This is a genomic window from Saccharibacillus sp. JS10 (assembly GCF_024436065.1).
GTDB lineage: Bacteria > Bacillota > Bacilli > Paenibacillales > Paenibacillaceae > Saccharibacillus.
This window is the reverse complement of the sequence record NZ_JANFNS010000004.1, coordinates 222,788-235,582: the sequence shown is the minus strand read 5'-3', so window position 1 is coordinate 235,582 and position 12,795 is coordinate 222,788. Positions and strand designations below refer to the sequence as shown.

The following is a 12,795-nucleotide window of genomic DNA, read 5'->3' as shown; positions in this document are numbered from 1 at the left end:
CAAGCGTCAAATAATCAAACTACTAATCGATATCGCCGTCCCGATAAACACCGCACACAGAAGCAGCCCCACCGCGACATTCCCTTTTTGCAACTCTTCAGTGACTTTGAATTTTGGCGTCACTAGCTCAAATACCCAGTACACGATAATCAGGCAAACTTGCCCGATCAAGAACCAGATTGCCATAAACCAGATCGACGTATTCGTATACGCGGAAATCCCGAGCAAAATGCCGGTTGCAATAAATTTCCCGCCCATCGCAAGCCCGACCGCCAAATTTCCTTTTTTCAACTCATCCATATCGTTGAACGGCGTTTTGAGGAAAAAGATCAACATGCCTACAAGTTGAAGCACGATAATCGCGATCAAGCTAATGCCGATATTGTAAAAAGCCATCCAATCAAATCCAAACTCTGCCATCAATTTGCCCACCCCCGAAATTTTGCATATGCCAGATCATAATCGGCAAAGTCATGTACTTCTTCTAACACGACAGCCGTTTGTTTGACGTCTTTTAACTTCCCGTAACGTTCGTCATCTACAGGCTGCTTCATCCGGTTACCGGACGGCAGTTCCAACACCGCAAAATTGCGCGTTTCCCCGTTCAAAGCTGTTTTGTATACGCCGACCACATCGACATCAGTCGTGACGGAGACTTTTAGATTCTCCAGATCCGTTTTTGCCGAAGACTCGTCCGCATACGATTTGAGCGTCGTCCAACCGGAAAGCTGCACATCGTTGCGCCCTTGCTCGTCGGTCGTCAGTGTCGCGCTCATCGATTGTAGCGTCCATACTTTTTGACCGGTCGCGTAATTGTTATCGTTCGGCAGTAACTCGTTGTCAGGCAGCACCGTCATATCGCTACCGATCAGATCGCCGACCGAACCTTCTTGAATCCGGTAATCCCACGGTACGGTGTTCGTACCCGGTCCATCGTCGTTTGTACTGAGCACCGAACTTTTCGAACAAGCGCCGAGTACCACCACGACCAGTAGGATCAGTAAGACCGGCAAAAAAATCTTCACTCGTAAGCGGCGCGCCAGCTCGTTTTCTTCTTTTCGCACGATTTATTCCACCCCTAACGCAATAAAATGACTGGCATTACCGGTGATCAGACCTCCGGCGCGGCCCAGCATTCCGCATGGCACTCCGTCGATCACGAACATCCCGACCAGCAAATGAAGTTCGCCTTCGGCTGTATGTACACGCGGCAAATCCGCTCTTTTTTGATACACGACCGGGAAAAGCCCGCTTGTGTCATAGCCTTCTTCGTCTTGAAGCTCTAATTCGCCCGCTTGCCCGTACATGCGCACCGAACCGCCTTCGCGACCGAACATCGACTTCGATACGTAATCGCCGGAAAATAAAGGTTTGTTATATGTAGGCAGCATATACCGCGAGATCGCTTCTCGCTCTTCGTCGCTATACAACATTCCAAGCTCATGCAGCCCCCATACGACCGCCATCATGCCTTTGGACTGCAACAAGATCGCGTGAGGATGATTGAACAACTTCAATTGTCCGCTCTCGACCGCATAAGCTAACGCTTCGCCGCCATCGTCGACCGACATCCACTCTTTGGGATACAGAGCAAACATCCGTTCAATCACTTGCCCTTCTGCGTCTTTCACCAGACCGTCATCAATCGTCAGTTCCAGACAATCGACTAACCGCATCTGTCGTCCGCTATGTTTCACCAACGCTTCGATCGTTCCCGAATCTTCGGCATGTTCGCCGTAAGCGATACACGCTGCGGTATCCGGCTTCTCAAAATCCCAAGCCGCCCTGACTTGCTCTGCCATCTGTTGATTGCGGTGACCGACACCTGCACGCTCACACAGCCACGGCGTTGCGATTGAAGATTCGACATAACCGGTGGGTGTATCCGCATTCAACTCCAGCAATTTCAGACTATTCCCGTTTGGCGCTTCTGGATGACTAGAGATCGCAAAGTCAAACCGAGCGTATCGGCTGATTTTCGTTTCTTCCGCAACCGGAGCTTGATCCAGCATATTCCACAGCACCGGAGGAATCCCGATCAATTCGTACAGATCGCGGCGGCGATGCACGTACCGAACGGCTTTGTCGAACACATTCCATAGCGCTTGCGAGGCTTGCTCAAGTTCGGCGTGTACAGACGACTCCATGACCGCAACCTGATCGATCCAATAACGTTCTTCTTCGTAATCTGCCCATGTAAAGCCTAGGTCATACAATTCTCGTACATGTGCAGCGCGATTTTCCGACGGTTGACCCACGATGCGAAACATCTCGCTCATCCGCCGAAAAATCCGCCTGATCTGGAACCGGAAGATTTGGAACCAGACGAACTTAGACCGCTCGATTTGCCGCCGATGCCGCCGGAACCGGACGATGTGGAGCGGCGTGTAATTTTGCCTGTCGAATTGGACGTTTTTGGACGCACGGTCGAGCCTGCAACTTCACGGTTTTGGAAACTCCCTGTACTATACGTGCGCGGTGTATACGGACGAGTCGAACCGGCGTAGTAACCTCGGCGATTATCGTACCAACCCCGCGACGAATAGACGCCCGCATTATTGAATAAGAAATGATACAGCAACAGGTCGCTCCAACCAAAGCCCGAACCGTAACCGCCGTAATAGTTGTTAACGACGGTACCTTCATTCGAACTCCCGCTCGGCGGCGCTGTTTGCTCTTGTTCTTGCAGATCTTCTTCGCTGATCGGCAGACTCCAGTCCACGCTAGGATCATAATATTGCTTCACTTCTTCGGTCGAAAACTCGACTAACGTCGGCTCTGACGAGCTGCTTGATGAGTTGTTGGACGCTAATGCTCCGCCCGGGATAAAAGCCGTATTCGCGATCAGCGCAAGCCCAAGCGAAGTCGATAATACTTTGATCGGGCGGCTGAATCCCGGTTCGCTTTGCTCTTCTTTTGCCGACGATTTTTCTGATCCCGTAGCCGAACTTTGATTTCCTTCTTCGGATTCAGGCTTTAACGTATAGCGTTCTTTTTCTTGATCACTCACTAGATTTCCCCTCCTTCAGACCTTTCTTCGGTTTATTAGCCGTGCATCGGGACGAGCAGCAATTCAAGCTTGCCGGTATCCACGTTCAATCTGCCTTCTACCGCCTCGTATTCTTTACCCTGAACAACAAGGTAATTCGCATGTTCCAGTGCTGCCACCATATTCATACTCCACGGACGTTCTTCGATCTGGCGAAGCTCTCCGCCTACCATTTTTTCAAAAAGTACAACTGCAATATCTTTATCCATATTATTATCCTTCTTTCTTATATAAATTGATGAGCTTGAGAGGTTATACAGATCATATTCGCGTACGGTTGTTGTATACGTAGTTCCAAGCAAATCGTTGCGGAAAGGTTGTAAACCGCTTGTTTTTCCCGATATTCCCATCCAGCATACGATTTTCTTGAAAACAAGGCAATGTGATCAGCTAAGAAAAGATTCGAATTCAGTAAACGGTTTATTTAAGGAATAGCAAGCAACAACAAGTAATCCACTTGTTAACTCTCATGGAGGAATCCGAATGGACAAAAAAACAGAAAAACCTGCACATATAACCAAACAAAATATTGTAGATAGCGTTCCGCAAAGCGGATTTTTCGGTCATCCCAAAGGATTATCGACGCTATTTTTCACCGAGTTTTGGGAACGATTTTCGTATTATGGCATGCGCGCGCTTCTGCTGTATTACATCTACGATACGACCGTCAACGGCGGGTTAGGCTTCTCGCAGTCTACGGCAATTGCGATCATGTCGATCTACGGTTCGCTAGTGTATATGTCCACGATCATCGGAGGTTGGTTAGCCGATCGAGTATTGGGCAAGTCAAAATCATTGTTCTGCGGCGGCGTGCTCATCATGCTGGGGCATATCGTACTTGCCTTACCTTACGGAGCACCGGCACTGTTCACTTCGATGGGGCTTATTATTATCGGTACGGGGTTACTTAAACCGAATGTATCCAGTATGGTCGGCGAATTGTATGCAGACAACGATAACCGCCGCGATGCAGGTTTCAGTCTATATTATATGGGCATTAACCTCGGCGCGTTGATCGCACCTCTGATTGTCGGAACTGTCGGGCAAAAAGTCGATTATCACTTAGGCTTCTCGCTCGCTGCGATCGGGATGCTTGCCGGATTGGTCGTATATCTGTTCACACGCAAAAAGCAATTGGGATTAGCCGGAGTCTCTGTTGCCAACCCTTTGACCCAAGAAGAACGTAGAAAAGTACTGACACGCTTCGGGCTTGGGGCACTGGTTATTGGAGCGATTATTGCACTTACCGCTTGGCAAGGCTGGCTCACGATTGATTCGTTTACGATTACAATCGGCGTGCTCGGCGTTCTGATTCCGATCATCTACTTTACGGTGATGTACCGGAGCGATAAAACGACCGAGATTGAGCGTTCTCGATTGCTTGCTTATATTCCGCTGTTTATCGCAGCCGTCATGTTCTGGTCGATTCAAGAACAAGGTTCGACGATTCTAGGCGTCTATGCAGACAAACGTACACAGTTAGACTTTCTAGGCATTACGATCGAGCCTTCTTGGTTCCAATCGGCAAATCCTTTTTTCATTATTATTTTGGCTCCGGTATTTGCTTGGATCTGGACGAAGCTTGGCGACAAACAGCCTAGTGTTCCTGTTAAATTTTCGCTGGGTCTGGTCTTTGCCGGGTTATCGTTCCTCGTTATTTTGATCCCTGGGCAGTTTGGCGGCGGTGGATTGGTTAGCCCGCTATGGCTGGTACTAAGTTACTGCATTGTGGTAATGGGCGAGCTGTGTTTGTCGCCTGTCGGATTATCGACGACGACCAAACTTGCGCCCGCTGCATTCTCTGCACAAGCGATGAGCTTATGGTTCCTTGCCCCTGCGGCGGCTCAAGCGATTAATGCACTGATCGGGCAATTGTATTCGGAGCAAAACGAGACGTTATACTTCGGCATCATTGGCGGAGCATCGATCGTACTCGCGATCGTTTTACTCCTTCTTGCTCCAAAAATCCGTCAAGCGATGAAAGGTATCAACTAGATTAAAAGCTCCTTTATACACATAGCCAAAAAGAGCTGTACCCAAACCGCATCGGCGGTCAGGCACAGCTCTTTTGGTTTGAGAGACAAAACCGCTTATACAGCGGTTTTGTCTTTTTTCATCTGTTTACTTCTCAATTGCCCGCAAGCGGCATCGATATCGGTTCCGTGTTCCATCCGAACCGTTGCGTTGATTCCGCGCTTTTTGAGAATATCGTAGAATCCGTTGATCGCTTCCGGCGTACTGCGTTGATATTGGCTATGTTCGTCAACCGGGTTGTACGGAATCAAGTTGATGCTCGCCAGTTCTTTGAATTCGTCCAGCAAATCCGCAAGTTCAGCAGCCGTGTCCAGACCATCATTCACTTCGCTTAGCAAAATATATTCGAACATAATGCGTCGTCCGGTCGTATCCAAATAATAACGTACAGCGTCCATCAATTTTTCAAGCGGGAACGCACGGTTGATCATCATGATCTGAGTGCGAAGTTCGTTATTTGGAGCATGCAGCGAAATCGCCAAATGCGTTTGGGTACCCAGATCCGCGAATTCGCGGATTTTAGCGGGAATGCCGCTAGTCGATACCGTAATCCGTTTTGCTGCAATCGCAAGCCCTTTGCGATCTTTAACGACATTCAGGAAGTTAATCAGATGTTCGAAGTTGTCGAACGGTTCGCCGATACCCATCACGACAATATTCGTTACTTTCTCGCCTTTACCGGCTGCATCCAAATAATGTTGCACGGTCATAATTTGCTCAACAATCTCGCCTGCTGTCAGGTCGCGGCTCTTTTTGATCAACCCACTTGCGCAGAAGCTGCATCCGATATTGCAACCGACTTGCGTCGTCACACAGACGGACAATCCGTATTTTTTGCGCATCAATACGGTTTCGATCAGACTTCCGTCATGCAGTTGCAGCAAAAACTTCACGGTTCCGTCAGATGCTTCTTGCTTGACGAATTCCGTCATGGTGTTCAGTGAAAATCGCTCTTTAAGTAATTCCAGACAAGCGGTATTCACTTCCGTCATTTGCGAAAAATCATTCACACGCTCGGTATAGAGCGCCTTCCAAATATGAGCGGCACGGGATTTCTTTTCCCCGTTTTCCGTTAACCAACTAGACATGTCTTCCAAAGTTAATCCGTAAATGGATGGTTTATTGTTCATGGTACTTAACCTCTTTTCTAGCACGTAAAATTCGGCTCTACGGCAAAAAGCCGCACAGCCGATTCGTTGTTCTTTATTGTCCCAAATTTCAGGCATGAACACAAGTTACCATTTAGAATACTTTTTCGTCGGCATACTGCGCGCGAATCTCCAAAAACTCTTCCAAATGCGCTAAAAACAGATCGGTTAATTTAGGATCGAAATGTTTGCCGCGTTCTTGATGGAACAATTCGACGATTTCATTCAAAGGCCAGGCTTTCTTATATACCCGATCGCTTGCCAGCGCATCGAATACATCTGCGATCGCGGTAATCCGTCCATACAGATGGATTTCCTCGCCGCTTAGCCCTTGCGGATAACCGCCGCCTGCATACTTTTCATGATGTTCCAGTGCGATGATTGCCGCCGTTTTGAGTATCGGTCTGGTGGAGTGTTTTAACATTTCATAGCCGGACATCGCATGACTTTTCATCGTTTCATACTCTTCCGCAGTCAGCTTGCCGGGCTTGTTCAAGATCGAATCGCTAATGCCGACTTTGCCAATATCGTGCATCGGGCTTGCCAATGCCAATAAATTCGCTTCTTCTTCAGGAAGACCGTATTTCAAAGCCAATAGCTTGGTATACTCCGCGACGCGTTTCACATGGAATCCGGTTTCTTGTGAACGCGTTTCTGCGATTTCGCCTAATGTATAAATGATCTCTTTTTGCGTACTTTCGATTTCGTGTCTTAATTCTAAATTCTCGAACACGGCATCGGTATTCACACAATACGATTCGGCAAGATAGATTTCCCAATCACTCGCGTTTCGCTGCGGATCGATAAAGATTAACCGCTCTGTCCCCGATAGACTAGGCGAATGGAAATCAAAACCTTGCAGCTTCGAAGAGTGGTTACCCAGACTACGCAGGAGCATCAATACGTTATCAATGTTATGTGGCAAAGTGCTAACTTCCATATCCGTGTATTTGCCGGTTGCAGCTAACTTACGCCACCTTCGATGACTGCGCTGCAAGATCAGCCCGCCATATCCGCTACGTGTATTAAGGATCGACGATAGATGATGCAGCACATCTTGGGCGAGTGCTTCAAGCGATGTCGCATTCAGCACAAGCGAAGAAGACAAGGCTACGTATTCCAAACTTTTTTTCTCGTCTTCGGTTTTTTTGAAATCTCGATACGCACGCAGTGAACCGATTAATGCCGACTTCAATCTTGCCGCACTATCCAGTTCACCTTTGACCCGAAAATTATTGATGTCATAACGGATCATCATTTCTTCTTCCATGCCTGCCCATTGTTTTTCGGCGACAACGACGATTCGAACCGCAGCATTTATCAATATTTGACGGGTGTAATTGATAAGCTCAAGCGATTCACAATCTTGCAGTTCTTTCATTTCGACCAGCATCACAGCAAGATCTTGTTCTTCCTCCAACAAAAGACGTGCTTCCTTGATCGTCGTCGCATGCAAGACGCGAACAACGCGATTTTCGAAGCAAAAACCGGTCAGTAGACGGGAGAACAATTCCGCTTCGTCATGGCCGCTTCCGATCAGGAGAATATTCCATTTGCTCTCGGCTCTGGTGTTATTTTCTCCGTTCCCGAGGGGTCTGTCCATTCTGATTCTCCTCCAGCCTTTTTTCTTTCATTCACATTAGATATCTATAGGTATTGAGCATTGAGTTTTTCGAATTACAGATAGTCGTCCTTTTCGATTTATCGTCAAATTAGCAATCGATTTGAAGGGGGACAGGTATAAATCCTTATAATTTTCATATTTTTTGCAGCGATTAGGATAGCCAGCTGACGACAAACGTTCTGTGTAGGGTAATGAACAGCACAATATCCCATACCGAAAGCGAGGAATTCCTTTTGTCGCAATCTGCTTCTTCTGAAAAAACGACACTTATTATCGGCGGCGGCTTAGCCGGGCTCAGTTGTGCGTTCGAACTTGCCGAACAAGGCAAATCCGTGATCGTGCTGGAAGCTGCACCCTATGTAGGAGGTCGCACAGCGAACTGGAATGAACGCGGCATGGAAGTCGAATCCGGTTTCCACAAATTTATCGGGTACTACACGCTTCTGCCTGAGCTTTTAGAACGAGCGGGTATCGATCTCGATGAAATGCTGTTTTGGGAGACTTCTATGGAAGCTCGGCATCCTGAAGCAGAAGATTCCGGTGAGTTCGGGCTAGACGTGATTCGGGCTCCGCTCAAAACGTTACTTGGTGCCCTCGGAAATAATAGCTACTTAACGCCTGCGGATAAAGCTTCGCTTATTCCTTTTTTCACAGCGGGCTTCAAGGACTATTTAGCGAATCCAGAAAAGTTGGACGAGATTCCGCTTCAACAATATGCCGAAGATCATCATGTGACGCCTCAAGCGTTAGAGCGTATTTTGGAACCTCTATCGTCGGGGATCTTCTTTTTGCCGCCCGATCAATATTCGTCTTATGCCTTTTTCGGGTTATTTGCACCGGGCATTCCAAGATTGCATAAAATGCGTATTGGCGCCTTCAGCGGCGGGATGACGGATGTGATGTGCCAACCTCTTGCCGATCGTATCGAACAATTGGGCGGGAAAGTGCGAACGTCTACGCCTGTGCGTCATTTAATCGTAGAACATAATCGAATCAGCGGCGTCGAATTGGAAAACGGAGAACGTCTACTCGCGGAAAATGTCGTCGTCGCAACGAACATTCGGCGCGCCCAAAAATTGCTGACCGAACATTTTAGCGAAGTATCTTGGTTCAAGCCGTTTTTCGAACTGGAATCTATGCCCCATGTGACCGCGCAATTCCAATTGCCGGAGCCTTTGCTTCCACAAGACCGTACAACATTCGGTCCAGGCACACAGCTCGGTTCTTTTGGCGAACAATCTCGAACGACCTTCCGCGATCATGCCGGTCGAACTTCGATCATTCTCGTCGATCCCGACAAATTGGTAGATCTGCCGGACGAACAAGTATGGAAACGAACGGTAGATAGTCTTCATGACATCGGGCTTGACGGAGTCGATCAAGCGACTGACTATCGAATCATTCGCGGAGACGAAAACTTCTACCGTCTGTCTCCGGGAAATGAGAAAAAACGTCCGAAACAAGTCACCCCGATTCCGGGTCTGTTTCTTGCGGGCGATTACACGAAGCAACCTTTCCTCGCGACGATGGAAGGTGCCGTGATTTCCGGTCAGCGTGCGGCTAGAGGGATTTTGAACGGTTGACGAGTGTGCCAAAAAAGCCCCGACTTATTTAAAGTCGGGGCTTTTTCGGCGTTTTCTTTTAGTGATTAGACAACTGAAAAACTTCGGCTAACTGTTCATACATCCGCATCTTCATCTCAAAATCAGGAGATACCGTCGCGAGCATCATTTCATCGGCTTCATAGAAGTTAGCAAGCGTAATCAACTGCCGGCGTACGCTCTGCGGATCGCCGACGACCATTCGGCTTCTTCCCGCAACCCCTTTTTGCTTCTGATCTTCGGTATAAGTGCGCGACTGAACCTCAGCGATCGAAGGTACCGTCTGCAAAGATCCGCCTTCTCCAATATCCAGCAAATAATCGTCGAATACCGAAGCTAGTTGCTGCGCTTCTTCTTCCGTGCGACCGCATACCGCAAATAACGACACTAACACTTGCGGCTGATCCCCTGCATGAAAAGCTTTGAAATCAGTTCGATAACGCTGAACCGTCTCACGCCCGGCGCGTCCTCTCACGAAATGCCCGACAGCTAGATTCATGCCGTTGTCCGCTGCGATTTGCGCGCCATTCTCGCTACCGCTGAGCAGCCACAGATCCGGCGATGAAGCCGCTTTTGGCGTAACCGCCGTACCGATTCCTCGCATATAGCCCGCAAGCTTGTTCACTTGATCGGGATAATGCCGAAAAGAACCGCTTCGACCGTCCAATAGTGCGGTAGACGCTTCGGCTCTCCCGCCTGTAGACCGCCCGATCCCTAGATCGATCTTGCCCGGGTATAACGCGGATAATACCGAAAAGTTTTCCGCGACTTTAAACGGGCTGTGCATCGGTAACATCACGCCGCCCGAACCGATCCGAATCTGCCCTTGCGTGGAAGCCGCAAGCGAAGACACCAACACTTCCGGCGCTGAACCGGCAAGTACGTCATTACCGTGATGCTCCGATACCCAATACCGCGTATAGCCCCACCGTTCTGCGGCTTGAGCGAGCTGCACCGTTTCTCGAAACGCGATCTCCGGTGAAGCTCCTGAGCGAATCTCGGAGTAATCCAGAATCGATAATCTCATGTTATAACCCTCCTTGCCTATCCTTTGTATAAATCTTCATCTGTACCCATACTCACAAAAATACCCGATACGCCGACTTTTGACAAATTCTACTGCGTATCGGGTATCTAATGATCTAGCGATCGGTTAGATAATTTTATCAAAATCGCGCGCACGCGAATCAAGCTGCTCGGAAGCCGCAGAAATGTCTTCAAATTCATCCATCGCGTTACGAATCTGTACTTGGCTGCGGTTGATATTATCTTGGGCAAGATTCGTACCTTCGGTAATATTCGTGACTTCTTTCGTAATCCCTTCGATATTGCGGCGCACTTCAACGATCGAATCGCTGACGCGACCGGCAAGTTTACGGACTTCTTTGGCAACGATATCGAAGCCTTTGCCATGCTCACCGGCATGTGCCGCTTCAATCGCGGCATTCAGTGCAAGCAGACTCGTTTGCGAAGCGATATCTTGAATCGTCTGGACAATTCCTCGGATCGATTCAGCTTGGCTTTGCAAGCTCGCAAGCGTAGCGATATTTTTTTCGGACACTTCGGAAATACTTTCGATACTTTGAAGCAGCTCTGTACTGCGAGTAATCCCCGATTCTGCTCGAACGTTCAACCCTTCCGACATCTGCTGTAATTCCGTAACGACTTCTTCGATGTTTCTTTGCCGACGCGTAATGTTGGCTGCGACTTTGAACACGCCTAACACTTTACCGTTGCTGCCCAGAACCGGCATATAAGTCGCTTCCAACCAGATTCGCTCCCCTTGAGCATCCATACGTTCGATTTTGTCTTGAATACTTTGACCGGAAAATAAGGCACGCCAAAACTGATCGTATTCTAAACTATTTGCGAAACCAGGAAAGCAAAATTGCCGATGATCCATACCGATCATCTGCTGCTCCGTATAGCCCATCGCTTGCGCAAAGTTCGTATTCACATAGACAACGCGCCGATTCAAGTCAAAACGAATCAGAGCTAAATGTTTCTCAAGCGCCGATACGACCAATTCATCACTTACCGCTTCTGTCATTATGGTCCGTTCCATAAGGGTTTCACCTGTTCCTCATTTTATATATTTCAAAAAATTGATAACCTTCAAAATTAAAAGCCTGACAATCAAATTTTGCCCAATATGAACTCTTACTATATATATCGTCGGTTTGAACTAGATTGTTATATTTTTCGACAAATTTTTCGAAAATATTTTGGAATTTATTCCATTAGGGTAGTCTTTTGGACGCAATCAAGCGGTTACTCATGATATACTACTGAATCTTTTGAACTATATATAAACTTTCCAATCATAAAGTAATCATCAAAAAAAGACCGGTTACCATAACCGGTCTTTGAAAACAATCGACGATTTAAATCAATCTTGAGAATTCTTTGGCTTGCGCATCTAACTCGCCAGAAGCCGCAGAGATGTCGGCAAATTCATCCAAAGCCAATCTAATTTCTTGTTGGCTTTTGGATACGGTCTGCTGTGCTCGACTTGTGCCTGCGGTGATATTATTGACTTCGCGTGTGATGCCTTCGATATTATGACGTACTTCGATAATCGATTCGCTAACACGTGTCGATAATTTGCGGACTTCTTTAGCAACAATATCAAAGCCGCGTCCATGTTCGCCCGCATGTGCGGCTTCAATTGCAGCATTAAGAGCAAGAAGACCCGTCTGCGAAGCGATATCTTGAATGGTCTGAACAATACCGCGAATCGACTCGGCTTGTTCTTGCAGACTTTCTAGCGTAGACATATTTTCGCTGGATACTTCGGCGATATGTTCGATACTTGCCATCAATTCATGGCTTCGCTGAATTCCAGCTTCGGCTCGAACATTCAGCCCATCTGACATTTGTTGAAGCTCGCCTGTCACATTAGAGATTGTCGTAATCCGATCTGTAATATCGGAAGCGACTTTGCATACACTGACGACTTTGCGCTTCGCATCAAATACCGGCATATAAGTCGCTTGCAGCCAAAGTCTTTTGCCGTTTGACGCTAATCGTTCGACTTTGTCTTCGTAGGTGCGACCGCTCAGCAGACCTTGCCAGAATCGCTCATACTCTGCGCTATTCGCAAATTCCGGCAAACAAAACCGTCGATGATCCATGCCGATCATTTGATCTGTAGGATATCCCATTACATCCGCAAAATTATCATTCACATAGACGACTCGACGGTTAAGATCAAAACGGATGATTGCCAAATTGTCTTCTAATGCTCGAACCACGAAGCTATCACTGACCTTTTGTTCATTCAACTCATCCATGTTCATAAATAAACAGATCCTCCTGTCCAAAAATACTGGGATGCAC

General features: G+C 47.7%; 12 protein-coding genes. 2 read left to right on the top strand and 10 right to left on the bottom strand.

Translation table 11 applies throughout. From position 1 onward, the window contains the following. Positions 1 to 6: 6 nt before the first annotated feature. The 5 genes from NOM90_RS13935 to NOM90_RS13915 are packed head-to-tail and all read right to left on the bottom strand — an operon-like array spanning position 7 to position 3,258. Complete coding sequence (locus NOM90_RS13935) at positions 7 to 420, bottom strand: DUF350 domain-containing protein (protein WP_255942708.1); 414 nt, start codon at positions 418 to 420, stop codon at positions 7 to 9. Continuing rightward, the gene (locus tag NOM90_RS13930; RefSeq protein WP_255942707.1) at positions 420 to 1,064 is read right to left on the bottom strand and encodes a hypothetical protein; all 645 of its coding nucleotides are present in this window, start codon (positions 1,062 to 1,064) and stop codon (positions 420 to 422) included. The genes NOM90_RS13935 and NOM90_RS13930 overlap by 1 nt, the downstream gene beginning before the upstream one ends. A gap of 3 nt (positions 1,065 to 1,067) precedes the next feature. Further along, positions 1,068 to 2,279, bottom strand: a complete 1,212-nt coding sequence (locus NOM90_RS13925; protein ID WP_255942706.1) for a glutathionylspermidine synthase family protein — start codon at positions 2,277 to 2,279, stop codon at positions 1,068 to 1,070. Continuing rightward, positions 2,276 to 3,010: a hypothetical protein gene (locus NOM90_RS13920; RefSeq protein WP_370866614.1), complete on the bottom strand. Its 735-nt coding sequence runs from the start codon at positions 3,008 to 3,010 to the stop codon at positions 2,276 to 2,278. The genes NOM90_RS13925 and NOM90_RS13920 overlap by 4 nt, the downstream gene beginning before the upstream one ends. 35 nt (positions 3,011 to 3,045) lie before the next feature. Next, positions 3,046 to 3,258, bottom strand: a complete 213-nt coding sequence (locus NOM90_RS13915; protein ID WP_037286645.1) for a hypothetical protein — start codon at positions 3,256 to 3,258, stop codon at positions 3,046 to 3,048. A 274-nt stretch (positions 3,259 to 3,532) separates the two neighbouring features. Here NOM90_RS13915 and NOM90_RS13910 point away from each other — a divergent pair, with 274 nt between their 5' ends. Beyond that, entirely contained in the window at positions 3,533 to 5,044 is a 1,512-nt protein-coding gene (locus tag NOM90_RS13910) for a peptide MFS transporter (RefSeq protein ID WP_255942705.1), read from the top strand. Positions 5,045 to 5,139: 95 nt separating this feature from the next. Here the strand turns inward: NOM90_RS13910 and rlmN are convergent, their stop codons facing one another. Continuing rightward, the gene (gene rlmN, locus NOM90_RS13905) at positions 5,140 to 6,213 is read right to left on the bottom strand and encodes a dual-specificity RNA methyltransferase RlmN (RefSeq protein WP_255942704.1); all 1,074 of its coding nucleotides are present in this window, start codon (positions 6,211 to 6,213) and stop codon (positions 5,140 to 5,142) included. A 112-nt stretch (positions 6,214 to 6,325) separates the two neighbouring features. Next, a complete protein-coding gene (locus NOM90_RS13900; RefSeq protein ID WP_255942703.1) occupies positions 6,326 to 7,834 on the bottom strand; it encodes an HD domain-containing phosphohydrolase in 1,509 nt (502 codons plus the stop codon). 254 nt (positions 7,835 to 8,088) lie between these two features. Here NOM90_RS13900 and NOM90_RS13895 point away from each other — a divergent pair, with 254 nt between their 5' ends. Continuing rightward, entirely contained in the window at positions 8,089 to 9,438 is a 1,350-nt protein-coding gene (locus NOM90_RS13895; RefSeq protein WP_255942702.1) for a hydroxysqualene dehydroxylase, read from the top strand. Between the two features lie 58 nt (positions 9,439 to 9,496). Here the strand turns inward: NOM90_RS13895 and NOM90_RS13890 are convergent, their stop codons facing one another. The 3 genes from NOM90_RS13890 to NOM90_RS19255 form a co-directional block, all read right to left on the bottom strand. After that, positions 9,497 to 10,483 carry an LLM class flavin-dependent oxidoreductase gene (locus NOM90_RS13890; protein ID WP_255942701.1) on the bottom strand — a complete coding sequence of 329 codons (987 nt, stop codon included), beginning with the start codon at positions 10,481 to 10,483 and terminating at the stop codon, positions 9,497 to 9,499. Positions 10,484 to 10,609: 126 nt separating this feature from the next. Then, a complete protein-coding gene (locus NOM90_RS19260) occupies positions 10,610 to 11,521 on the bottom strand; it encodes a methyl-accepting chemotaxis protein (RefSeq protein ID WP_305121028.1) in 912 nt (303 codons plus the stop codon). A 319-nt stretch (positions 11,522 to 11,840) separates the two neighbouring features. Further along, positions 11,841 to 12,755 (bottom strand): methyl-accepting chemotaxis protein, encoded by a 915-nt coding sequence (locus NOM90_RS19255; RefSeq protein ID WP_370866613.1) that lies wholly within the window; start codon positions 12,753 to 12,755, stop codon positions 11,841 to 11,843. Positions 12,756 to 12,795 lie beyond the last annotated feature (40 nt).

What these genes read in the sequence shown, in the direction of transcription:
- NOM90_RS13935 (WP_255942708.1), bottom strand. Translation starts at nt 420, where the DNA reads ATGGCAGAGTTTGGATTTGATTGGATGGCTTTTTACAATATCGGCATT.
- NOM90_RS13925 (WP_255942706.1), bottom strand. Translation starts at nt 2,279, where the DNA reads ATGAGCGAGATGTTTCGCATCGTGGGTCAACCGTCGGAAAATCGCGCT.
- NOM90_RS13915 (WP_037286645.1), bottom strand. Translation starts at nt 3,258, where the DNA reads ATGGATAAAGATATTGCAGTTGTACTTTTTGAAAAAATGGTAGGCGGA.
- NOM90_RS13910 (WP_255942705.1), top strand. Translation starts at nt 3,533, where the DNA reads ATGGACAAAAAAACAGAAAAACCTGCACATATAACCAAACAAAATATT.
- rlmN (WP_255942704.1), bottom strand. Translation starts at nt 6,213, where the DNA reads ATGAACAATAAACCATCCATTTACGGATTAACTTTGGAAGACATGTCT.
- NOM90_RS13900 (WP_255942703.1), bottom strand. Translation starts at nt 7,834, where the DNA reads ATGGACAGACCCCTCGGGAACGGAGAAAATAACACCAGAGCCGAGAGC.
- NOM90_RS13890 (WP_255942701.1), bottom strand. Translation starts at nt 10,483, where the DNA reads ATGAGATTATCGATTCTGGATTACTCCGAGATTCGCTCAGGAGCTTCA.
- NOM90_RS19260 (WP_305121028.1), bottom strand. Translation starts at nt 11,521, where the DNA reads ATGGAACGGACCATAATGACAGAAGCGGTAAGTGATGAATTGGTCGTA.
- NOM90_RS19255 (WP_370866613.1), bottom strand. Translation starts at nt 12,755, where the DNA reads ATGAACATGGATGAGTTGAATGAACAAAAGGTCAGTGATAGCTTCGTG.